We start from the raw sequence: 22,179 nt of genomic DNA, 5'->3' as shown, positions 1-22,179 counted from the left end.
TTAAAACTCTGTCGTTTTCCCGAATAATCCCAAATTGTTTTGGATGAGATCAATATTAAAGAGTAATAAACTAAACAAAAACGTGACAAACAAAATGATCAGTATCGTGCTAAAAATGGAAAAAAATCCATTTCGTAAAAAACGATATTGTAAATAGGCAAAACTGACAGATAGGTTTTGCCAATTTTTGTTTTTGGACTCGCCACCCACTTTGTTGTAATTGAAGATATAAAATACAGACAAGAGTCCAATTAAAAAGAAAATAAAGTAACTGAATTCGCTTACATAATGTTTTTGTAAGAGAAAGAGTGGGATATAAATTAAATTCCCTATTAAAATTCCAATTAGAATGATCACGAGTACATGGAAAATAGGCGCAAAATAGGTGCCCGTTTTGGTTTGGCCAGGGGATCTTCCTTCTTCTTCCAAAGAAGAGGAAAACTGTAAGGATTGAAACCCTTCATATGGTTCCTTGTCTTTGATGATGGTTCGATATGCTAGAATCGTAAAGATATATGTACAAATGAGGAAGAGAAAATAAAAATAGGAAAAGATATCTTTTTGAACCATTAAGTTCAATTGGAAAAATATTTTTGGTAACAAGACAACCAGTGAAACTGGATACAAAACATGTGCCATTGATTTATGAAACCAAACTCGGAACATGTAGGTCATGGCAGTTGAAAAGGTTAAGAAGATATAAAACAATAGAAGGCCAAGTAGTAGTTTTTGGCCGATTAGCACTCGTTTGACGTTGTCTTTTGTGTCCTCTAAATCAGTATCAATCGGCAATTCTTTGGATTCAATTTCGACTAAAAAGGATTCAAGATAAGAGATTCTACCGATGACACCATTTTCAGCGATAACCTTCGGTTTTATTGATTCTAAATTTGTTTCTGATGCTTCAGAAGAAATAAAATCAGGGAATTGTACTGTGTAGTCCACAAAAAGTGAGTGTAGGACAACCAGTGCGATGAAGAAAGGGGAAAGGATTGGTAATTTTTTTCTGAATTGGGTCATTAGATTTTAGAGAATTACAAAAATTGTCATCATACCGATTGCAAGTACAACAAGCATAATGATATAAGGCATCAAATGGAAACTTTCATCAGCGGTTAAATTAGGATTTTGTTTTGCTTTCGTAATTTTAGCTGTTGGAGAGGCAACTGAGTTCATGATATTGGCAGCACCCATATTGCTATCAGTGGTTTTGATTTTTACTGAGTTTTCTTCCTCAATGATTTTTCCATAGATTTGTTCATTGATTTTGATCACAACTTCCGAAAAATTTTTGTTATTCGAAATGTTTACAATTTTAGCTGGGATTTGTTTGATCGCGCCAGATTCTTCCTTTAACTCCAATGTGTTGATGATAGAATCAGTGATTGAATCTCCAGGTACTAATCGTACATATACATTGTCACCTGCTTTCAGTTCTACGAGAGGTACACCATTCACTGGTGAGAGTTGGAATTTGAACTGTACAATTTGTTTGTCAGCAGGGATCAGAAATCCAGATGCTTGTGGGACAGGTGTGACAGGAGGAGCTTCTTTTTTGGCAATCTCCTCTTCGTCCACAGTGGTTTTTGTCATGTCGTTTGGATCAATCAGTTCGAAATGGATTTCTACTTTTGGTTCTGAATTTCCCGCTGTACGTTTGTGAATTTCACTGAAAACAAAGTCCAATCGGTCCGTAAGATTGTGATCCATGTAGTGGAGGATCTCTTCTAAAAAACTTTCAGAACCAAACTTGGTTTTGATGAGTTCCTGTAAGGACTTTGTAATGTTTTTTTGTTGTTCTCCCTTATAGATCACCCTTTGCATTCGGTTATAAAAGTCTTGGAATGTGGACCGAACGGGCAGAAGTGAGAGGGGACTTGTACAAGAAACACCCTCAAATTTCACCGATTTGATTTCAACCGGGTCAATGATGGCAGAAACCATGGTGTACACCATATTGGCTTCGTCTCGAAGATTGACTTTGACAGAATAATAGTTTGGTGTTTCAGGCATAAGGTTCTTTTTTGACAGTATCCATCTTTCGAAGAAAGCTGTCAAAAAGATTAGGTCATCATGGGAATCGTCTCTTTAATCACTATTCGTTACATCCGAGGGTCCCGCGTTTTGGGATTCCTCTCCATTAAATCCAGACTATCGTTCATCGTGATGGCAGTAGGAGTGGGGCTCCTTGTTGTGGTTCTTTCCATTTTTAATGGATTCCAAAAACAAGTGAAGGAATCCCTTTGGCAAGGTGGTCCACACATTACCATCGAAAATTCCTACGGATCAGGGGCTATTTATGATTATGAGACTGTCATCAATCATCTCAAATCCGATCCAAAACTAGCAGAATCCTTTGTTTCTGTCGAAGGGAATATCACAAGCCACGGCCTCATCCAAAGTAATAATAATTTTAACCCGATCATGATCCGTGCGGTTCCCATTGACTCGATTGAAAAATTGGTGGAAAATGGACTTCCGAACTTCCCACGTATTTTGCAGTACAACCGTGATGAAATTCCTGCGATCAATACCAAAAAAATGGTCGTGGTTGGAAAGGAAATGAGTGCGATTTATGGGTATGGGATTGGACGTGAGATCACCATGGCTGTTCCTGGTGGCAGGTTCACAGTCGAACGAGGTGTGCAGGTAAACGTACAATCCTTTCGATTGGTAGGTCTCTTTAAAACCGGCTATTATAATTACGATTCGAAGTTTGTCTTTTTGTCTCTCCCGCAAGCCCAAGAGTTTTTTAAGATGAAAGGTGCAGTAAACCAAATTGCCATCAAGGTTCGTTCTTTGGACGATTTGAAACTCACCAAACATAGAATCTTATCTCGGTTAAACGAAGAAAATTGGAATCAAAAAATCCAAGATGATACTTCATGGTCTGTTCGAACCATTGCAGAAGAACAAGAGAATTTCCTTGCAGCACTGCGATTGGAAAAAACCATCATCTCCATCATAGTGTTTCTTTTCATCGTACTTGCTGCCCTCGGGATGGTAGCAACGGTCCACTCCCTCATTCGTGCGAAACGTAGGTCCATTGGAACCTTAAAAGCACTTGGCCTTGCATCTAACGATATCCTTCTCATCTTCACATTGAATGCCATGATCGTTGGGATATTGTCTTCTCTTGTGGGTGGGATGACAGGGATTTTTATCGCGACAAAGTTAGAAGTCATCATCAATGCGATTTCGGAAATCATTAATGGTGTGGGGAGTCTCTTAAATCCAGGGGATTGGGATCCTGTGGAACTTGTTCCAAAAGATATCTATTACTTTGATCACATCCCAGTGGACATTGATATTTCCTTTATCTTTATGGTGACAACTGCTGCTACCATTCTCTCAGGCCTCGCTGGGTATTTCCCTGCACGTATGGCTGCTAATCTAAACCCAGTGGATACCATTCGCAATGACTAATTCTGAAATCAAACCAACTGTTTCTGTTCGTAAATTAGAAAAATATTACCAAGTTGTGGACAAACGGTACCATATCATTTCTGGTCTCGACTTTGAAGTGTTACCTGGTGAAATCGTTTCCGTGGAAGGAGCATCTGGTGTTGGAAAATCCACACTCCTCAATATCCTCGGCGCCATGGACTCGTTTGACGACGGTGAGGTGGAAGTCTGTGGAGTTTCACTGAAAAATCTAAGCGAAAAACAAAGAGAAAGTTTTCGTGCGGAAAAAATTTCCTTTATCTTCCAACAACACTTACTGCTTCCAGATTTTACTGCCTTAGAAAATGTGATGATGCCCCTTCTCATTGCAAGGATGAATCCATCACAAGCAAAAGCAGAAGCCATTGAGATCTTAAAAAAAGTAGGTCTCGGTGAACGAACCGAAAGTTTTCCTTCCCAACTTTCAGGAGGAGAAAGTGCCCGTGTGGGTGTGGCGCGTGCCCTTGTGGGAAGAAGGCAACTCATCCTTGCCGATGAACCGACAGGGAACTTGGATCGTGATAACTCAAGGCATCTTATGGATCTCATCAAAGACTTACAAAACGAATTTAAGTTTTCTCTCATCCTTGTGACCCATGACTTAGAACTTGCTTCCATGGCTCACAAACGGAATCGAATTGTTTCTGGTAAACTATCGCCCGTTAGCCTGTAATGTATTGCCGGATTTGTGGCACAAAGGACACTCAATTTCAGATCTCTGGTAAATATGGGTGCGAACATTGTGTCACAGTGTTTAGTCTTCCTAAACAATCTCGCCGATTGTGGATACCCATTTCACTTTTAACAGAATTGGAAGAGATTTTCTCTCGAAGCCAATCCAAGATCCAAATCCTGTCTTTGAGAACTCGGCTCACAAGGAATTTGGCCCATTCACTGTTTCCATACTATGAACCAAAGGAAATGGAAGTAAAACAATTGTTAGATGCAGATGGATTTTGGGAAAATTGGAAAGAGGGCTCAAACAGTTTTATCGTATCAAAAGAAGGAGTAGGTCCAGTTTACCATTTGTATTTGGGTTCAGAAGACCATGTACGTTTGGAAATTCTAAGAAATTTGGATCAAAGCTACGAACAATTTCGAAACACCAACAAAACGTTACCTACAAGGGTTTCTCGGGAAAATAGTTCTCTCCTTCGTTTGTTCTACAGACGAAAACACTGGGCATATCGCCCTGGGTTTGGGTTTATTTCGTCTTGTCCTACCAATATGGGGAAAGGAAGGAGGGATTCTCTCCTCCTTGGGATAAGAGAAGGAGTTGATCCCAGGTTCTTTTCACTTTTCGAGAAACTCTCTGAATTTGGTATAGAAATTGCTCCTTCCACCGATCATAGAAGAGAGTCCCTGGGAAACTTCCGTGGACTTGTCGTAAAAATCTCGTGGAAGAACGCATTCGCGGTCCAAAAACGTCAGTTTTACAAAATTCTTGGTTTACGAGGCTCCCTTTGACCCAGTACGGTCATGATGGGAACAAGGACGTTCGTCTAATTACTAAAGGCAGGGTGCGGCATGTTGGAATTCACAAAAAGAGCAAAAAGAGTCATCAACGAAATCGCCCAAGATGAGGCTAAACGTTTAGGCTCCGATTTTATCGGTCCTGAACACATTCTACTTGGGCTTCTCCGGGAAGAGGACTCTGTCGCGATTAAGATTCTAACGAATCTAAACATCAATTTAAACGAACTCCGTAAAGAAGTGGAGAAACGTACCCGTGAGGGTTCGGGTGCTTTGTTACTCGATGTCAGCCAAGGACAAGACAAGTACCAAAAAATGATCGAAGTTTCCAAAGAAGAGGCAAAACGCCTCAAACATAATTATGTGGGAACCGAACACATTTTACTCGCATTACTTCGTGATAATAATAACATCGCTGGCGGATCATTATCTTCCTTCAGTGTGAACTATAATGTCATCAAATCGGAAATTTTAAGACTTCTCGGAGCTCCACCTTCGGGTGCGGTAGGTGGTGGGACAACGGGTTCCCAAACCACTGGGCAAAGCCAAACACAAACGGCAACTCCAAGACAAGAAAAAAGTAAAACTCCGATCCTAGATGAATTTGCACGTGACCTCACACAACTTGCTCGTGAGAAAAAATTGGATCCGGTCATCGGAAGGTCAAAAGAGATCGAACGAGTGATTCAGATTTTATCTCGTAAGACAAAAAATAACCCAGTTCTTGTAGGAGAATCGGGTGTTGGTAAAACAGCAATTGTAGAAGGTCTTGCACAAGCGGTGATTGAAAAATTAGTTCCAGATTTGCTTTTCGACAAACGAGTGTTATCTTTGGATTTGGCAAGCCTTATTGCAGGAACCAAATACCGTGGTGAGTTCGAAGAACGATTGAAAAAAATCATGAAAGAAATCGTCACTTCACAAAACATCATCATCTTCATAGATGAGTTACACACTCTCATTGGAGCAGGTGCGGCCGAAGGGGCAGTGGATGCTGCTAACATTCTAAAACCGGCACTCGCTCGTGGGGAACTACAATGTATTGGTGCGACAACCAATAACGAATACCGTAAATACATCGAAAAAGATTCTGCTTTGGAAAGACGATTCCAAATGGTGAAGGTTCTTGAACCTTCTGTGGATGATGCAGTTCTCATTTTAGACGGTTTGAAAAAAGCTTACGAAGCCCACCATAAGGTGCGTTATTCGGAAAAAGCCATCGAGCAAGCTGTGAAATTATCTCATCGTTATATCAATGATCGATTTTTACCAGACAAGGCAATTGACATCATTGATGAAGCTGGAGCGAAAGCACGCCTTGCGAATTGCCAACGACCTAATGAAATCAAAGAGATTGAAGAAGAGATCAAAGCACTTTCTGTCAAAAAAGAAGATTTGGTTCGTAGCCAAGAGTATGAGAAAGCAGCAGCTGTTCGTGATGAAGTGAACCGTAAAAAAGGCCTATTGGAAGAAAAAACCAAACAATGGCAAGAACGTATGGAAGGGTATGCTGTTTCGATTGAAGAAGAAGACATCCTTTCAGTGGTCAGTTTATGGACAGGCATTCCTTTGAAAAAAATGGAACAGTCCGAAAACACCAAACTTCTCAATTTAGAAGAAGACATCAAATCTCGAATTGTCGGCCAAACCGAAGCCATCGAAAAAGTGGCACGTGCTGTTAGACGTTCTCGTACTGGTCTCAAAAGTGAAAAACGACCTACGGGTTCTTTTATCTTCCTTGGACCAACAGGTGTTGGAAAAACAGAACTCGCAAAAGCTCTCGCAGAGCAATTGTTTGGTTCTGAGGACAATATGCTTCGTATTGATATGTCCGAGTATATGGAACCTCATGCAGTTTCCAGACTCATCGGAGCACCTCCAGGGTATGTTGGGTATGATGATGGTGGCCAACTCACTGAATTTGTGAGGAGAAAACCATATAGTTTGGTGTTACTCGATGAGATTGAAAAAGCACACCATGATTTGTTTAATATCCTACTCCAAATAATGGAAGAGGGAAATCTAACAGACACAAAAGGTCGTAAAGTTAATTTCCGAGATACCATTATCATCATGACATCCAATATTGCCGCCAAGGAAATTTCCAAAGGTGGACGATTGGGTTTTGAAGATTTTGCTGAAGAAAGAGAAACTTACAAAGCAGAACAAGCAAGAGAACAGTTGAAAAAACATTTCAATCCTGAGTTTCTCAACCGTGTGGATGAAGTTGTATACTTTGCTCCTCTCAAAAAAGAAGAAATCGTTAGCATTGTTGATATCATGTTAAAAGATTTTAACAAACGTTTGACGGAGAAAAAAGTTTTAGTGGAATTATCGCAAGGGGCAAAAGAACACTTTGCTACCATTGGATATGACCAAAACTACGGGGCACGTCCTCTCAGACGTGTGTTCCAAAGAGAGTTAGAAGATTATATGGCAGTGCAGTCTCTAAAAGGGGTCTATGACAACCCTACCAAAATTTTGGTAGATTTGGCAGAAGGGAAACTTGTGTATTCCGAAACTCCTTGGACAGACTACAAAGAAGTCCCGAAAAAAGATGACGGTTCTTCTCCAAACACTGAGGAAAAAGACTTAGCTCTCGTTTAGAGAGTGAGAAGGAAGGCGAACGGAAATGGCAATTCTCATTCCCCTCGTCTTCCTGTTTTCTTACTTTTTCATTCGTAAAATTTGGTTCCAACTCCGTAAAATTCGCACTGTCGGAACGATTGAACGAATCGAACTCGGTTACATCCGCCCCAATTTAATCCTACCTGAAGTTAAAGTTCATTACAAATACTACTTCCAATCGGGATTGTATTATGGATCTGGGTATCTGAATTTATCAGATTTTTTACCTACCGAAGAATTCCATCTGCACCTAGGCCCTGGGGAAAATCCAATCCTCTATGTAGAGGATTTGGAAATCATTACGGAAGAACATATCGAACATTACTTGCTTTCCAAAGGGGGAAGCGTTTTCCTATACCTGGACCCTATTGAACCATACCATTCCAGGATCGATACGGTCAATTTGAACTCCATTACGGTTCCCTCGGATTTACTATGAAACATTTTTTTCACATCACTGCTGTTATTTGTCTACTTGTATCCACATTGTATGCGCAAGAGAAGGAACAAGTTGGTTCTGCTTATTTCCAAGCGGTGGATGAATACAAAACTAAAAACTATTCTAAATCAATCGAACTCGTAAAAAGTCTACTTGCTGATGGTAAATCATCTTACGAATTTTTTGCCTTACTTGCTTATAACTATGACAAGTTAAACGATTTTGATAATTCCTACAAAAACATGTTGGAAGCAAGAAAACGGAAACCAGATGATGAAGACTTGCTACAGGGAAGTCTTGCTATCTTAACTCGACACAAAAAATGGAAACCTGCGATTGAATTAGCGGAAAAAGCAATCCCCATGTACCCACAAAATCCAGAAATTCGTTATTATTATGCTTTGGCACTCTCTGAAAAGGGAGCTTCCAAAACTGCTCTTTCCCAAATTGAAAAAGCAAAAGCAGGAAGCCCGAGTGATGTTCGTATGTTAGAGTTAGAGGGTAAAATCTATTACCAACTAAAAAACTATGATAAGGCTGATATGAGTTTACGTTGGGCATCAAGTATCAACCAAAACTCTGCAGAAATTTGGAATAACCTAGCACTCGTTCAAGAGTCTCTTTTTAGAACCAATAGAAAATTGGGCAAAAAAAATCAGGCCAATACCTATTTAGAAGAAGCCAAAACATGTATTGAAAAGGCATCCTCTCTCAATGGGGAAAGTAATACCATTAAAGAAAATTCGAAAAGGATTACTTCACTCGTTGCTCTGTGAAAATTAAGTTCCATACACTCGGTTGTCGTCTCAATTTTTTTGAGACGGATGGAATGTACACCATTCTAAAAGACAAGGGGTTTACTCTTGCTACAGCGGATGAAAACGCAGAGTACATCGTTGTGAATACATGTACGGTAACAAACAAAGCTGATGTCAAAAATCGTAATATCATCCGTAATGCCATTCGCACAAATCCTGGTGCAAAAGTATATGTCACTGGCTGTTATGCGGAAACCGACAAAGAAGTGTTACAAAATATTCCCGGAGTGTTTGGTGTTTTTGGGAATACCGAAAAAAGTAGTTTACCTTACCAAATCTTAGCTGATTGGGAAGGCAAATCCTACTCACAACCACCTAACTTAGATCGTTTTTCTTACTCAGACGTATTACCAGAAGGACATACCAGAGCCTATTTAAAAATCCAAGACGGATGTAACCGTAAATGTTCTTATTGTAAAATCCCCGCAGCGAGGGGACTTGGGGTTAGTCGAAACTACGGGGACATTATCGACCAAGTTAAATACTTACAAGACAATGGAGTAGGTGAGATCCAATTAACAGGCGTTAATTTAGGTTGGTATCGTTTGGAAAATGGAGACAAAGGTTTTCTCAATTTAGTGGAAGATATTTTAAAAGTTTTAGAATACTCAAGGATTCGTTTGTCTTCCATTGAACCTCCTGATGTGGGATCTGGGTTACTTGATTTAATGCAACATCCAAGATTTTGTAAATTTTTACATGTCCCCATCCAAAGTGGCAGTCGGAAGATCTTAAAAGATATGAGACGGACCTACCATCCAGATGCGTTTCGTACACGCATCGAACTTGCAAAATCAAAACTTCCCAATTTATTTTTAGGAACAGATGTGATTGTAGGGTTCCCTTCAGAAACAGAAGTAGAATTCCAAGAAACCAAACAATTGTTAATTGAGCTTGGGTTTGCCAAATTACATGTATTCCCATATTCTGTTCGCAAAGGAACCTCCGCTGAAAGTTTGGGTGATCCTATCCCTGGTGATGAAAAAAAACGCAGAGTATTGGATCTTATGGCGCTCAGCTCTGAATTGCACACTAAGTATGCAAAATCTGCCATCGGGAAAACTTTTGAAGCAATTTTGGAAAACGATGGAAGGCTTGTGACGGATCATTATTTAAAAGGGCGACTTCCGGAAACATTCCCGATTGATACCTTACAAAAAGGGCAGTTTGTTGATGTTAGGTGTGAAGAATATTTCCCCGCCAAAGACAAAGAAGGTGAATTTCTCTTTACCTTTGCACGTTAATTCAAAAGAAAAAAGATTTCCAAATCAAATGAAGTGATCATGATGGGGTCATCATGAATCGTAAAAAACTCTACGGGTTCGTATCCTTAATTGGTATCATTCTAATTTTGATCCTTGTTTTTTTCTTTCGAGGTTCGAAATCCAATCTACTTGTCATCCAAAAAGGTTCGTTAGTGGAAGCTGTCTATGCACTGGGAACTGTGAAACCAGTGGATAGTTTTATCTTAAAATTTGGAATCGCGGCATCAGTCCGAGAGATTTATGTGGAAGAAGGGCAATCAGTCAAAAAGGGAGATCCACTCTTAGTGAATGATTCGGGAATTACCTTTCGTTCCCCGTTTACAGGCACTGTTACCAAACTCAGCATTGCCAAAAACGAAACAGCAATGCCTGGGTTACCCATTTTGGAAATCCAAAACCTAAAAGAAGTGTACATCTCTGTTTCCCTCGACCAAGAATCAGCATTACGAGTGAAACCAGGACAACATGCCCAACTCAGTTTTGAATCCATCCGTGGGAATGTTTACAAAGGGGAAGTAGAACGAATTTATCCATCCAATGGCCAGTTTCTCGTGAGGATTAAACCACATGAATTGCCCCAAGGAATTTTACCTGATATGACAACAGATGTTGCCATTGAAGTTTCTTCCAAAGACAATGTGATCCTTGTACCATTAGTCGCTGTGGAAAGAGGGAAACTCACACGTTATCGAAATGGGAAACGCGAAAAAATCGAAATTCGAATTGGAGCCATTAATTCAGAGTTTGGCGAACTCATTCAAGGGGATTTAATCGAAGGGGATGAGGTCCTAGTCAAAAATTAAATGTTATTCCTTGCGATCCGCCAAATTTTATCGAGACCCCAACAATCGATTTTAACGCTGATTGGAATTGTACTTGGGACAGCTGGATATATTGTATTTTCTGGAATTATGCTTGGTTTCCAAGCAGTCATTACTGACCAACTTGTGAATTCTGATGGTCAAATCAAAATTTCCCCGAAGGATGAGCTAGTCACCGAACGTACGTTCGATGATGTATTCTTCCAAGGGAAAGAAGTTAGATGGCTCTCACCGCCTTCTGGAAGAACCGATAACTCAAGGTTAACGAATGTTCTTGGGTGGATGGATAAATTGTCCAATGACCATAGGGTGATATCCTATGCTCCTCAACTCACAAAAGAAGTCATTTTTGTGAATGGAAAATCAACGGCTCCAGCTAGGTTTGTGGGAGTGGATCCAAATATCCAACCAAAAGTCACCAATCTCAGCGATTACATTGTTGAGGGAAAATTGGCAGACCTATCGCGAGGAACTTCCCTTGCCATTGCAGGTGAAGGGGTTCTGAATAAACTCGGTGCCAAAGTAGATGATACCATTTTTGTTTATATCCCTGGAACAGATCTCATCCCGATCAAAATTGTTGGCATCTTAAGTACGGGAAATCGTATGATAGATGAAGTGACAGTTTATTCTTCTTTATCCTCTGTTCAAAGTATTACAAAGTCCAGTGGTGAAATTTCACAGATCATTGTCAAAATTAAAGACATTCGAATGGCGAAAGAAATCGCTGAAGACTGGAGATACTTTAGCAAAGACAAGGTGGAAAGTTGGGACGAAGTGAATGCTAGTATCTTACAAGTGTTTCGGACACAAGATATTGTTAGGAACTCAACAACATTTACGATCATCCTTGTTGTTGCGTTCGGAATTTATAATATACTCAATATGGTTGTGAACCAAAAAAAGAAGGAAGTTGCGATTTTACGTTCCATAGGTTTCGATGAAAAAGATACAATCCAATTGTTTATTTTCCAAGGTCTATTTTTGGGAACATTAGGAGCCATTATCGGAATTTTTGTAGGTATCCTTGGATGTTATTATATAGACGGAATACCTATTGGAGATCCAAAACAGAATTCGAAAGCACTCATGAAAACAATGATGATTTCTTGGGATGTGATGATTTATGTAAAAGGATTTTCCATTGCAGTTCTTAGCGCATCTATTGCCAGTTACATTCCAGCACGTATGGCAAGTCGTTTGTCTCCAGTTGACATCATTAGAGGTGCTACATGAGTTTGGGAATAGAAGCCAACCAAATTTTTAAATCATTTGGAGAACCCCCTCAAGTTGTTTTACAAGATGTATCTTTACAGATCAATGAAGGTGATTTTGTTGCTCTCACAGGAAAGTCTGGTTCTGGTAAGTCCACACTTTTGTACATCGTGAGTGGACTTGATTTTCCAACAAGTGGTGATGTGAAACTTGGAGGTAATTCTTTATTACAGATGGATAGCAAAGCCCTTCATGAACTTAGAAATCTTTCTATTGGTTTTGTTTTCCAATTCCATTATTTATTACCAGAATTAACTGGATTGGAAAATATTACGATGCCTGCTCGTAAAACAGGGAAACAAAAGTTAGCTGAGGAGTATGCTCTTCATTTGATGGAAAGTTTTTCTGTCTCGCATTGTAAGGATAAGTTCCCAAGTCAAATGTCAGGTGGTGAAGGACAAAGGGTTGCGATTGCACGTGCTCTTGTCCAAAAACCAAAGTTTTTGTTTGCCGATGAACCCACCGGGAATTTAGATACAGCTAACGGAGACAAGGTGATGGAGATCTTCAAACGGATTAACAAAGAAGATGGAACTACAATTCTATTTGTGACGCATGACCCTGATTATGCGGCAATCGCCAGGCAAAGAATCCATATGGTAGATGGAAAAATTGCTGAAATTTCATAGAAATTCTGCTATAGTAGTCTAAATCCGATTCTATAGCAGATATTTTCCGAAAAAAATGATGAATTCGTATGCTCTTCACCAAGTTTGGTAGAAGACATGTTTGAACATTTTGAAACTGAAGCCATCCGCATCCAAACGAAACGTACTGGGGAAAAAGAACATTCAACCCCCTTATTTTTAACATCCAGCTTTGTGTTTGATGATGCCGAACATGCGAGGGCACTTTTTGCGGAAGAAGTAACAGGAAACCAATACACTCGGTTTTCCAATCCGAATACAACCGAGCTTATCGAAAAATTATGTGCGTTAGAGCACACAGAAGATGGAATCGCCACTGCGTCTGGAATGTCTGCTGTGTTTACCTCTATCTTTGGACTTGTGAAATCAGGGGATCACATAGTCTCGGCAAGAGCAATTTTTGGATCTACACATCAAATTTTTGCGAACATCTTACCTCGGTTTGGTGTAACGACAACTTATGTTGATATGGATAAACCAGAGAACTGGGAATCAGCAATCAAAGAAAATACCAAGATCCTTTACATTGAAACACCTTCTAATCCAGGGCTTGATATCGTTGACTTGGAATGGGTAGGTGCTTTATGCAAAAAGAAAAAAGTCATTCTCATTGTTGATAATTGTTTTTGTTCTCCCTATGTACAAAGACCTGCAGACTTCGGAGCAGACATTGTGATACATTCTGCAACTAAATACTTAGATGGTCAAGGTAGAGTGATTGCTGGTGTGATTTTAGGTAAAAAAGAATTCATCCAACCGATCCGGTATATGGCAAGAAACACTGGCCCCTCACTTTCTCCTATGAATGCTTGGATCATATCCAAAAGTTTGGAAACATTGGCTGTTCGAATGGACCGCCATGCAGAAAATGCGATGAAACTTGCTACATTTTTGCAAGAATCAGCTGATGTGGAACTAGTAAGGTATCCTTTTCTGCCGAATGACCCAGGTTATGCGGTTGCTAAAAAACAAATGCGATCTGGTGGAGGAATTGTTTCCTTCGTGATCAAAGGTGGAGTCGAAAGGGCTAAAAAATTCTTGGATGCACTCAAATGGTTTTCTTTAACTGCTAACTTGGGAGATACAAGAACCACTGTGACTCATCCAACCACAACCACACATTCCAAACTTACAGAAGAGGAAAGGTTGGCAGTGGGGATAAAACCAGGACTCATCCGTGTTTCAGTGGGACTTGAACACATAGATGATATCATTTCTGAAGTAAAACAGGCATTGGCAAACTCAAAGTAAACAAATTGTATCGACTTTCTCTTTTTTCGGAAAGAGAAAGTTCTAATTGATTTTTCGTTTCCTTTGATAAAAACTCACTTTTTTTAAGTAAACTTTCTTCAAAACTGCGAACATAGTGTTCATCTGGATCAACTATTGTTTCCCATTCTATTTTTTTTATCTTCACACCGTTCCATTTGTAAGTAAAATCTATCGAATGTTTATCGTTAGGTGCTATTCTTGTGTCATAGTATTCTTCTGAAAGATTCGTATTGACAAGCCTCCCAATGATGGATTCTTCGATTAACGTTTTTTTTCCAATTGTATCAATTGTGTAAAATCGCAAAAGAATCTTTGGGACTAAGTAAGTTGGGAATTTGTGGCCAACGGCGATTGATTTGAGTTCTGCATGGATACGAATTTCAGTATTGGATATTTTTTCCAGTTTCCATGAAGGTTGTACTGACTTTCTCACAAATTCTGGATCATGGATTCCTTTCCAAGAATGTTCCCTGTTGGGCATATGGCAATTTTGGCATTGGATACCTTGTTTGGCAAATGATGAGTTCTCCCATTCTTTGTACACTTCCATCAGTTGTTTCCCATTCAAAAACACTCCATACTCAGGACTTTCATGACAGGATTTACAAAAAAGTGAGTTCTCGAAATCAGGATTCGCCTGAAATCCGTTATGTGGAAACAAATCATCTTCTGTTTTATTTTGATTTAACGTTTTTCTTGGAGGACCATTCCAAGTTTGATTTCGGATATGGCAACTTGCACATTGGATCGATGGATTCGAAATCCCTTCGGGAAAATGTTGTTTTTGAGATTGGATGATTTCGTCTGTTCGAAATGTTTTGGAAATTTCTGCCTTGGTCTCTTGTAAGGGAGAATGGCAATTTAAACAATTGTTAAATTCTTTTGATTCTAATATTTGTTTTTGCCAGATGAGTCCATTCCCAATGGACTTCGCATGAAAACTATTCTTCCACGATTTCCACTGGTCTTCATGGCAAGTGGCACACTGTTTTGGATCCATATTCGATTCTAAAGAAGAAAGTTTTAATTGGATTCCTTGGTTTGAACCATTTAACAGAGGTAAGGGATGTTTCCAATGTTTAGCAAGAAATGAATTCTCTTTACAACCGTAGAAATTGATAAAAATACAAATCAATACCGACAGTTGTAAAGTAAGAACCTTCATCTCTTAGAATGTTATTTACGATTGATTATCCACCGCAAGCATTTCCTCCACCACCAGAGGGAGCACCACCTCCAGCACTAGTTCCACCACTTGTACTACTTCCCCGTAAAAACAATTTATCTTCGGACCTGATTTTATTTGAAGATTTTGTAAATTGTCTGGTAAAGTCTAACTGGTAGTTTGGTACATTGGTGTCAGCATTTGCAGTAATGAAGTCTGCAAGTGCAGAGATGTCAGTCCTCCAATAGGAGGCAGGTTGGGTGATGGCACTAGGACTCGAACCTGAACTAGGCGAACGTAATCCTAAAGCACCAAACTGTTTCCAACCTGCTTCATAAAACCGTGTTGGTTTTCCTAGGATCTGGTGTAAGACAAACCATACAACCGAAGTGCGAATCCCTTCCTCTCCATACAAGTAAATGAGTTTTTGGTCTATATAACCAGTATTAGATAGATAAGTCACTAGTTGTGAATAGGACTTGAATTGAAAACTAGTTCCGTCATACAAATCGGTTGGAACGAGATTTGTAGCTGATTTAACTCTCCCTTCATACGTTGTTACACAGGAATTGGAAACAAAACTAGCATTTGTTTTGGTTGTACAATTTGTGTATTTTGAACCTGCTGCTGTTGAATTAATTGTACCAGTGAAAGCAGCATTTGGTCTGCCATCAATGAGGTAATAACCTTCAACGGGAACTGGATCAACTTCTTCAAGGTTGGAATTTCCATTTTTTATGGAGTGAATGAGATCTCCAATCGTCAGTTGTATCGATGTATGATCACGTAACAAAGTTTTGGTAAGACCGGCTCTATTACTATTCGCATAATTGTATGTAGGTGTCGTAAAAAGAGTATTGGAAGCTGTTAAATCGGCAATTGACCCATTGAGAACAGCCAATCTCTCCTTTGGGAAACCCCAATATAATAATGCATAGTAGGCGAATGTAGAAGATGATAAATTTGAGAGATTGGAAGTGTCTTGTGCAAAGACTACATAATCAATCGCTGGATCAATTCCATAAATGGCAAAAAAATCAGATACTTTTTTACCCTTGCCAACAATTCCGTCAACAGACAAAACTCCATCATCTCTTGTATCAGTTAATAAATCATTTAGATTTGTAACAGGATACGCGTAAGTTTGTTTCCCATCAAAAAATACAAACCTTCCGCTCGAACCTGAAGACTGTATTTGAAATACGATTAGATTTCCAAAAACGTAATTCGGTTTGTTCGCAGACCAATTGGATAAATACCTTGAAAGTTTTGATCCTGTAATGAGCCCACTTTGGTTCTGGTTATAATCAGAATTGGAAAGAGTCGCAAGTTCTAACGGTGTATAGTTCCTGAAAAGAAAGGGTGTTAGGTCAATTTTAAGGTTCTGAGGTAAAAAAGCATACTCAGGTTGGCCTTTGCAACTTAGAACAGAAAATAAAAAAAGAATAAGGAGTTTATATTTTGGATATCGCATTGTGTCCTCTTATAAGTTATAAGGTAAAGTGATGGCAAAGCCGACAGTTTGTAACCTTGCTGTGTTATAACCTGCAATTGTTTCTGAATAAAATAAAGTGTAGAAGTTTCCAAAACTATCGACGTAACTAAATCCTAATTCTGCATTATGAAAGACCTCTTTTCTTCCCCAAGCAGGTCGTTCATTTTGTACATAAACATCGTAAGGATTGATCCCGTAAACACTAGGTTGCGGGTAACGAACTAAATTCCAGGGAGGTTGTTGCCTAGGATCAGCGTACGCATAACCACCTTGGCCAATTTGTCCTCGCATACCAATCGTTAGGAATAAGGATTCAAAAAATCGTTTGTAAAGAGCAGAATAATACAGGATATCATCTGGTACTGGGTTTTCTCTTTTTCGGTAAGACAATTCTCCAAGTCCACCCATCCCCCAAAATCCAAAGTCTTTTGCTAGATACAGATTGACCTCACCACCACTCGCCCCATCTCCCAAAGATTGAGGGTTCCGGTCATAATCACCTCGTTTGATTCCGCCTACTCGTAACGAAATGGTCGGCATCCATCGGTATTTCGAGTCAAACTCATCGACTAGTTTATACCGTAATCCAAACCGTGAATCCATAAAACCGTATTTGTCGGGGACTTCGGGAGTTTGTTGTAATCCTAAATATCGGTTAAAAATCCGATGTCGCCCTAGTTTACCAAAACCTATTGTGAGGTCAGCTGTTAGGCGATCTGTGATTCCATATTCCAAAGCTAGATTCGCAACTGAGATTCTCACATTGTCATCATACTTTGCTTTTTGTCCTGCTAGAAAAGCACTATCATATTCAGAATGAATGAATACGGGACGAACCCAAAGTTGCCTCTCATAAGGAGCCCAAGCCTGTTGGGAATATAAACTCAAACTAGTTATTGAAAGAGAAAATGTAAGTATGGTTATTTTGAAAAAAGGAAAGAGTCTTTTCATTCTTTATCCTTCTTTTTTTCAGGTAATTTTATATTGAAACGAACTTGGACAAAGTATTCCAATGCTTGTAGTTGTTCCTCTGTGAGTTTACCAGATAGGTCTGGTAAGTTGACCCTACGTTTTTCTGTATTGGGTAAACTACCTTGTAAGTATTCCAATCTTTCATCTTGTTCATTGGAGTTAATATTCGATTGTTTTTCAAGAGTAAGCTCTTGGTTGAAGATGGCTTTGCCTAAATGGTATTTTTCACGATCTTGACCTTGGGGTATATTGGCAATTCCGCCACCACCGATACCTCCTGAAGCAAAAATGATATTTGTAAGTAATAGGCTTCCGATTAAAAATTGAATTATATATTTCATAAAACTTTCCCTGTTTCTGTATTGATATATGAATAACCACTAAGAGAATAGCGAATCCATTCACTTAGTGGTTATGTTGGTTTATCGTTTGTAAGCTTTATCTTCTTCGATGATTTTTCGAGATGTCGTAGCAAACGAATTTAAGTTAGTTGGTAAGTTGGGATCAACGTCTCCGGCCACATTATAAGTGATAATATCCGATAATTCAGGAACATCGGTTCTATAAGGTGAATCTGGTGGAAGTTTTGGAGCTGGTCCACCACCCGTTAAACTACCCCATTCAATCCAACTACCATCATAATAAGTAGAAGGGTAACCTAAGATCGCAATGTAGGAAAAACCTGTGACTTGGGATCGATTATTGGTTCTGCAAAGTTGGATTGCTGTTTGTCCCTTTTGGTATCCTCTCGCATCATAATATGCTTTTAGATCAGATTTTGGTTTGAATCGAAATTCTGTGTCCAATAATCCTGTCCAAGGTACGTCCCTTGCTCCTTTGATATGGCCTTCAAATCCTACGTATTTTCCTGAAACTTCAGAAGTTGTACTTCGAATCACGCCATTGTATTCGTTGCTACTCCCTGATGAAGACCTTGCATCAGATACAAAAACACTCGAGGTGATTCCAGCAATATTGACATTATTTGGATCTTTTACAGCCTTTATCACATCTTCTACTGGTAACATCAGGATTGTATTGTCTACCCTGAGACTTTTCACACTATATCGATTGTTTAAGTTAGGTGGAGTATTTGTTGTTGCACTAAATGGTACAAAATTTCCATCTGTGACAGCTAATCGAGGAAGTGTTCCGTTCAGGAAGGCTAAATTTTTATGATCAAATCCCCAATACCGAAAGGAATAAAAACCACGAAGTGTTCCTTGGACATGGCTTGATGCGTTTGCTGAGGAAACAAAGACAACTAGATCATTAATAGGATCGATTCCAAAACGATTTAAAATAGCATCGATTTTTGGTCCATTGGCAATGATGGATACGGTATCACTGAGACCACTATTTCGTTTTTGGCTAAACCCATCACCACCATCTAACGCATTAGCACCGTCAGAAAAAGTGAAGGAATAAACAACTACATCGTTTCCATTCCCTGCGATGTATTCTTTCCCAACAGTTGCACTTGGACCATTTTGTAAAATGACAAGTTTACCCGTAATTCCATTCGGTTTTGTTGATGACCAATTATTAACCCACTTACCTAAGGTTTGTGGAGTGATAAGTCCATATTCATTTAAGTTATAATCGTCGTTAGACTCTCTTGCCAGGTCTACTGCTGTATTTACTTTGATTCCATTCGAAAGCGCGAGTGCCGCTAAGAGTAGGTTTTTTTGATTGTCATCTTGGTTGTTTCCACCGCAGGCTCCGAGAAACCCCGCGGTAAAAAGTGCTACCAACTGATGTTGAAGACTTGTTTTCATATTGAATCCTTCATTTGAATTCCAATCCTTTCTCTGTAGGGGCTTGCACCAAAGAATGAGGAGATTGGTTACCCTAAGTTAAAAACAGGGGTTGAAGGAAAAAGTTTGAATTTGTTTTAGCAGAGGAATACTCTGCAATAACGTATACTATTTTAGGCAAATTTCCAAAGATTAGAACAGAGTTTCGAAGGAGGGTGTTGGAAAAGGAACGATCCGAATGTTTTATCGAAATTTCTTAGTCGAGATCCATAAGAACTTCGTTGGAAGGTCCGAACCATTTTCAATGGAATCAAGTTCTGATATGGGAAAAAAAACACTATCACCAACTTCTAATTGGAAGGATTTGTTTTTCAGTTTGATTTTGGAAGTTCCGCTGACTTGGTAAATTTTAATATCATGAGCCTGCGGGAGGTGTTGGAATTGGGTTAATTTTCCTTGTTCTAAAATCCATTCCACTAGGTTGAGTCGTTCCCTCTCTTCTTGGTAAAAAACCCTTGATTTTATTGGGTTTTTTTGTGATGCCCACACTTTCCCTTCATTGGATGCAACAAAACGTGGGGATTGAGAAAACAAATCAGGAATCATTTCACCAATCGGGATCCTGAGAGTTTTAGAAAGTTTCCATAAAATTCCAATACTAGGAGTTGTTTTTCCAGATTCAATAAGCCCGAGCATTCCCCGGCTGACAGTTGATAATTGTGAGAGTTTTTCCATGGAAAGTCCAAGTTCGAGCCTACGTCGTTTCAAGGTTTCGCCAAGTACGACTGTTAAGACCTCTTCAACAGTTTGGTCCGATGCGTTTTGTTCTGTAGTTTCCTCGTTTTGTCCTTCCATGACATCATCCTTTCTTGGACATGTTCGATATATTGGATAAATTGTAAAGTAAAATGAATATTTGGGAGAAATAGTAGAAGAGGCAAAAAATGGAAATCAGTGCTTGGAGGAGGAGAAATTGGTCCGAAATTTCGTAAAAAAATTGGTAGGGTAAGTGTAATCGAATGTTTGTTAGGTATGAAAATTGAAGGACAGAGATTAAAATCCAAGGGAGTACTGATTGGTTACGAGAAATGGTAAGGAGTGGGATCAGAATTAAAAAATACCAAGGGTTGTAAACCGGAAGTAGGGTAAGTAAAAAGTACCCTAAATAAAAAACAAAATGGTATTTCCTACATAACAGAATGAACCTTACGTTTCTTTTTTTTTGCGGGATCAGTAGGTAAAGGTAAATATATAACAAAATAAATTGAAAGAAAAAAGGAACACTTCTCAGGTTTAATGAAAAACAAAACCTCCAAATAGGTTCATAAATTTGGTTAAAGGTAAACGATTCACTAAATCTTTGTAAGTTGATCATTCCAAAATCAGTAAATTTTGGAAAAACAAGAAGGTAAAGAAAGTAAAAACTAAAAAACCCAATCAAAAATGATAAAAGGAAATTTAAAGATTGAAGTAAGTAGTGTTTTTTCTTATGGAAATAAACATAGGGAAAAAGTAAGATTCCATAAATAACTGCCAATAATTTTGTATGTAAAAGAAGTCCAAATACAATCGCACTCTGTTGGTATCTTTTATTTTTTAAGAAATAGCAATACATCCAAAAGAATGTGATTACCAAAACTTCAAAATGCATGTTTGCATAGACTTCTTTGGTATAAATTGGATATATCCAAAAGAGAAGAATTGGTTTTTTCCAATTCGATCGATTGAAATACCAGATAGATATCGTCTCGAAAATCAAATAACTAGTTTTTAATAGAATTGTTGAATATCCATAGGTAAAAAGCGAAAAATAGAATAAAACAAATGGGCTATAGATCGTTGTCCAATCAGGATGATTGATATTAGAAAGAAGTTCTGATGAAAATGAATCATTGGAATCAAATGAGAAAAACTGAGATGGTGAAACATCATACGGCGAAATCAAGTTACGAATGAGTTGGCCTTCCCAAAGGTAACGTGCCCAATCATCTTCCCATATTGGATCTAGAAATAAACAAAGGATTCTGAAACCTAGGCCAAGGAAAAGTAAGAATTTAAAATGTACTTTAAAAAATTGGTTTGGTAAGGTTACTACTTTTAGAAAAAAAGCAGTAACCAAAATGGTGGAAGAAAATAAAAACCAATCAATCAAATGACGGTCACTATTTATTAAAATTTAGATTGTTACAACGTTCACAAACTTCTTCTGGGATGATTCCCACTTTCATCAGTAATCCAAACATAAAACAACCTGCACACCATCCTAAAAATGATTCAAGAGATGCAAAAAACACAAGGGTTGCGAGGACAACTTGGTAAGAGAAGAAGAAACCATTTAAAAATAAAACAATCGCTGTTAAGCTAAAAGAGAATCCAATGAGTTGGGCAAAACGTTTTGGAGGTCCAGCACTTGGAACAAAAGAGATCCCGAGCCAAGGAACTAAATACCGAGATGTAAAAAAAGCAAAAGGTTCCCATTTGGGCCCATAACTCAACCGGAGTAAAAACCCCAAAAGAAGTAAAGCTAAGACTACGAGGTTCGGAAATATGATGGCAACGACACCTAAAACAACAACTGTAGATGCGACAATCCTTGTGACATTCTCGTTGACGACATCTGGATAAAACCCGAGTTTCATATGAATCCTCCTACAAAAGGTTCTACAGATTGGACTCAAATTGGCAAGAAAAATTCGCTTTCTTGGAGG

At 38.8% G+C, this 22,179-nt stretch carries 21 protein-coding genes; 11 read left to right on the top strand and 10 right to left on the bottom strand.

The features are described from left to right. Together ND812_RS15395 and ND812_RS15390 are read right to left on the bottom strand one after the other, a co-directional pair. Window positions 1-1,020, bottom strand: a complete 1,020-nt coding sequence (locus ND812_RS15395) for an LIC_10230 family protein (RefSeq protein ID WP_265376269.1) — start codon at window positions 1,018-1,020, stop codon at window positions 1-3. A 6-nt stretch (window positions 1,021-1,026) separates the two neighbouring features. Then, window positions 1,027-2,013 carry a hypothetical protein gene (locus ND812_RS15390; protein WP_265357231.1) on the bottom strand — a complete coding sequence of 329 codons (987 nt, stop codon included), beginning with the start codon at window positions 2,011-2,013 and terminating at the stop codon, window positions 1,027-1,029. Between the two features lie 60 nt (window positions 2,014-2,073). On the opposite strand from ND812_RS15390, the gene ND812_RS15385 reads away from it, so the two are divergent. The 11 genes from ND812_RS15385 to ND812_RS15335 all read left to right on the top strand — a co-directional run bounded on the left by ND812_RS15385 (window position 2,074) and on the right by ND812_RS15335 (window position 14,061). Then, complete coding sequence (locus tag ND812_RS15385; protein ID WP_265376268.1) at window positions 2,074-3,426, top strand: ABC transporter permease; 1,353 nt, start codon at window positions 2,074-2,076, stop codon at window positions 3,424-3,426. After that, window positions 3,419-4,117 carry an ABC transporter ATP-binding protein gene (locus tag ND812_RS15380; protein ID WP_100718965.1) on the top strand — a complete coding sequence of 233 codons (699 nt, stop codon included), beginning with the start codon at window positions 3,419-3,421 and terminating at the stop codon, window positions 4,115-4,117. The genes ND812_RS15385 and ND812_RS15380 overlap by 8 nt, the downstream gene beginning before the upstream one ends. A gap of 209 nt (window positions 4,118-4,326) precedes the next feature. After that, window positions 4,327-4,911, top strand: coding sequence for an ATP--guanido phosphotransferase (locus tag ND812_RS15375; RefSeq protein ID WP_265376267.1), 585 nt, complete (start codon window positions 4,327-4,329; stop codon window positions 4,909-4,911). Window positions 4,912-4,971: 60 nt separating this feature from the next. After that, the gene (locus tag ND812_RS15370; protein ID WP_265376266.1) at window positions 4,972-7,524 is read left to right on the top strand and encodes an ATP-dependent Clp protease ATP-binding subunit; all 2,553 of its coding nucleotides are present in this window, start codon (window positions 4,972-4,974) and stop codon (window positions 7,522-7,524) included. A gap of 25 nt (window positions 7,525-7,549) precedes the next feature. Further along, on the top strand, window positions 7,550-7,984 hold the full coding sequence (locus ND812_RS15365; protein ID WP_265357234.1) for a hypothetical protein: 435 nt from the start codon (window positions 7,550-7,552) through the stop codon (window positions 7,982-7,984). Next, window positions 7,981-8,760, top strand: a complete 780-nt coding sequence (locus ND812_RS15360; protein ID WP_265376265.1) for a tetratricopeptide repeat protein — start codon at window positions 7,981-7,983, stop codon at window positions 8,758-8,760. Before ND812_RS15365 ends, ND812_RS15360 begins: the two co-directional genes overlap by 4 nt. Continuing rightward, complete coding sequence (gene mtaB / locus ND812_RS15355; protein WP_265376264.1) at window positions 8,757-10,046, top strand: tRNA (N(6)-L-threonylcarbamoyladenosine(37)-C(2))-methylthiotransferase MtaB; 1,290 nt, start codon at window positions 8,757-8,759, stop codon at window positions 10,044-10,046. The genes ND812_RS15360 and mtaB overlap by 4 nt, the downstream gene beginning before the upstream one ends. Window positions 10,047-10,099: 53 nt before the next feature. Next, window positions 10,100-10,870, top strand: a complete 771-nt coding sequence (locus ND812_RS15350) for an efflux RND transporter periplasmic adaptor subunit (RefSeq protein ID WP_265376263.1) — start codon at window positions 10,100-10,102, stop codon at window positions 10,868-10,870. Next, on the top strand, window positions 10,871-12,124 hold the full coding sequence (locus ND812_RS15345) for an ABC transporter permease (protein WP_265376262.1): 1,254 nt from the start codon (window positions 10,871-10,873) through the stop codon (window positions 12,122-12,124). It begins immediately after the preceding gene. Further along, entirely contained in the window at window positions 12,121-12,792 is a 672-nt protein-coding gene (locus ND812_RS15340; RefSeq protein WP_265376261.1) for an ABC transporter ATP-binding protein, read from the top strand. Before ND812_RS15345 ends, ND812_RS15340 begins: the two co-directional genes overlap by 4 nt. A gap of 96 nt (window positions 12,793-12,888) precedes the next feature. Further along, complete coding sequence (locus ND812_RS15335) at window positions 12,889-14,061, top strand: trans-sulfuration enzyme family protein (RefSeq protein WP_265376260.1); 1,173 nt, start codon at window positions 12,889-12,891, stop codon at window positions 14,059-14,061. On the opposite strand, the gene ND812_RS15330 is transcribed toward ND812_RS15335, so the two are convergent. The 8 genes from ND812_RS15330 to ND812_RS15295 form a co-directional block, all read right to left on the bottom strand. Beyond that, entirely contained in the window at window positions 14,021-15,247 is a 1,227-nt protein-coding gene (locus tag ND812_RS15330; RefSeq protein ID WP_265376259.1) for a multiheme c-type cytochrome, read from the bottom strand. The genes ND812_RS15335 and ND812_RS15330 overlap by 41 nt on opposite strands. 25 nt (window positions 15,248-15,272) lie before the next feature. Then, entirely contained in the window at window positions 15,273-16,721 is a 1,449-nt protein-coding gene (locus ND812_RS15325) for a rhodanese (RefSeq protein WP_265376258.1), read from the bottom strand. 9 nt (window positions 16,722-16,730) lie between these two features. Next, the gene (locus ND812_RS15320) at window positions 16,731-17,693 is read right to left on the bottom strand and encodes a hypothetical protein (protein WP_265376257.1); all 963 of its coding nucleotides are present in this window, start codon (window positions 17,691-17,693) and stop codon (window positions 16,731-16,733) included. Continuing rightward, window positions 17,690-18,055, bottom strand: coding sequence for a hypothetical protein (locus tag ND812_RS15315; RefSeq protein ID WP_265376256.1), 366 nt, complete (start codon window positions 18,053-18,055; stop codon window positions 17,690-17,692). The genes ND812_RS15320 and ND812_RS15315 overlap by 4 nt, the downstream gene beginning before the upstream one ends. Before the next feature lie 81 nt (window positions 18,056-18,136). After that, entirely contained in the window at window positions 18,137-19,492 is a 1,356-nt protein-coding gene (locus ND812_RS15310) for a rhodanese-like domain-containing protein (RefSeq protein WP_265376255.1), read from the bottom strand. A gap of 222 nt (window positions 19,493-19,714) precedes the next feature. Then, window positions 19,715-20,326 (bottom strand): helix-turn-helix domain-containing protein, encoded by a 612-nt coding sequence (locus tag ND812_RS15305; RefSeq protein WP_265376254.1) that lies wholly within the window; start codon window positions 20,324-20,326, stop codon window positions 19,715-19,717. A 4-nt stretch (window positions 20,327-20,330) separates the two neighbouring features. Continuing rightward, a complete protein-coding gene (locus ND812_RS15300) occupies window positions 20,331-21,623 on the bottom strand; it encodes a hypothetical protein (RefSeq protein ID WP_265376253.1) in 1,293 nt (430 codons plus the stop codon). Between the two features lie 10 nt (window positions 21,624-21,633). Further along, window positions 21,634-22,110, bottom strand: a complete 477-nt coding sequence (locus ND812_RS15295) for a DUF4395 domain-containing protein (RefSeq protein ID WP_265376252.1) — start codon at window positions 22,108-22,110, stop codon at window positions 21,634-21,636. Window positions 22,111-22,179: the final 69 nt, after the last annotated feature.

The sequence above is a fragment of the Leptospira limi genome (assembly GCF_026151395.1).
Taxonomy (GTDB): domain Bacteria; phylum Spirochaetota; class Leptospiria; order Leptospirales; family Leptospiraceae; genus Leptospira_A; species Leptospira_A limi.
The sequence above is the reverse complement of the archived record's forward strand: the minus strand, read 5'-3'. Positions and strand labels throughout refer to the sequence as shown.

Bases quoted from the DNA above. Each gene is read 5' to 3' on its own strand.
- ND812_RS15395 (WP_265376269.1), bottom strand. From the start codon at position 1,020: ATGACCCAATTCAGAAAAAAATTACCAATCCTTTCCCCTTTCTTCATC.
- ND812_RS15390 (WP_265357231.1), bottom strand. From the start codon at position 2,013: ATGCCTGAAACACCAAACTATTATTCTGTCAAAGTCAATCTTCGAGAC.
- ND812_RS15385 (WP_265376268.1), top strand. From the start codon at position 2,074: ATGGGAATCGTCTCTTTAATCACTATTCGTTACATCCGAGGGTCCCGC.
- ND812_RS15380 (WP_100718965.1), top strand. From the start codon at position 3,419: ATGACTAATTCTGAAATCAAACCAACTGTTTCTGTTCGTAAATTAGAA.
- ND812_RS15370 (WP_265376266.1), top strand. From the start codon at position 4,972: ATGTTGGAATTCACAAAAAGAGCAAAAAGAGTCATCAACGAAATCGCC.
- ND812_RS15365 (WP_265357234.1), top strand. From the start codon at position 7,550: ATGGCAATTCTCATTCCCCTCGTCTTCCTGTTTTCTTACTTTTTCATT.
- ND812_RS15360 (WP_265376265.1), top strand. From the start codon at position 7,981: ATGAAACATTTTTTTCACATCACTGCTGTTATTTGTCTACTTGTATCC.
- ND812_RS15350 (WP_265376263.1), top strand. From the start codon at position 10,100: ATGAATCGTAAAAAACTCTACGGGTTCGTATCCTTAATTGGTATCATT.
- ND812_RS15345 (WP_265376262.1), top strand. From the start codon at position 10,871: ATGTTATTCCTTGCGATCCGCCAAATTTTATCGAGACCCCAACAATCG.
- ND812_RS15340 (WP_265376261.1), top strand. From the start codon at position 12,121: ATGAGTTTGGGAATAGAAGCCAACCAAATTTTTAAATCATTTGGAGAA.
- ND812_RS15335 (WP_265376260.1), top strand. From the start codon at position 12,889: ATGTTTGAACATTTTGAAACTGAAGCCATCCGCATCCAAACGAAACGT.
- ND812_RS15330 (WP_265376259.1), bottom strand. From the start codon at position 15,247: ATGAAGGTTCTTACTTTACAACTGTCGGTATTGATTTGTATTTTTATC.
- ND812_RS15325 (WP_265376258.1), bottom strand. From the start codon at position 16,721: ATGCGATATCCAAAATATAAACTCCTTATTCTTTTTTTATTTTCTGTT.
- ND812_RS15320 (WP_265376257.1), bottom strand. From the start codon at position 17,693: ATGAAAAGACTCTTTCCTTTTTTCAAAATAACCATACTTACATTTTCT.
- ND812_RS15315 (WP_265376256.1), bottom strand. From the start codon at position 18,055: ATGAAATATATAATTCAATTTTTAATCGGAAGCCTATTACTTACAAAT.
- ND812_RS15310 (WP_265376255.1), bottom strand. From the start codon at position 19,492: ATGAAAACAAGTCTTCAACATCAGTTGGTAGCACTTTTTACCGCGGGG.
- ND812_RS15305 (WP_265376254.1), bottom strand. From the start codon at position 20,326: ATGGAAGGACAAAACGAGGAAACTACAGAACAAAACGCATCGGACCAA.
- ND812_RS15295 (WP_265376252.1), bottom strand. From the start codon at position 22,110: ATGAAACTCGGGTTTTATCCAGATGTCGTCAACGAGAATGTCACAAGG.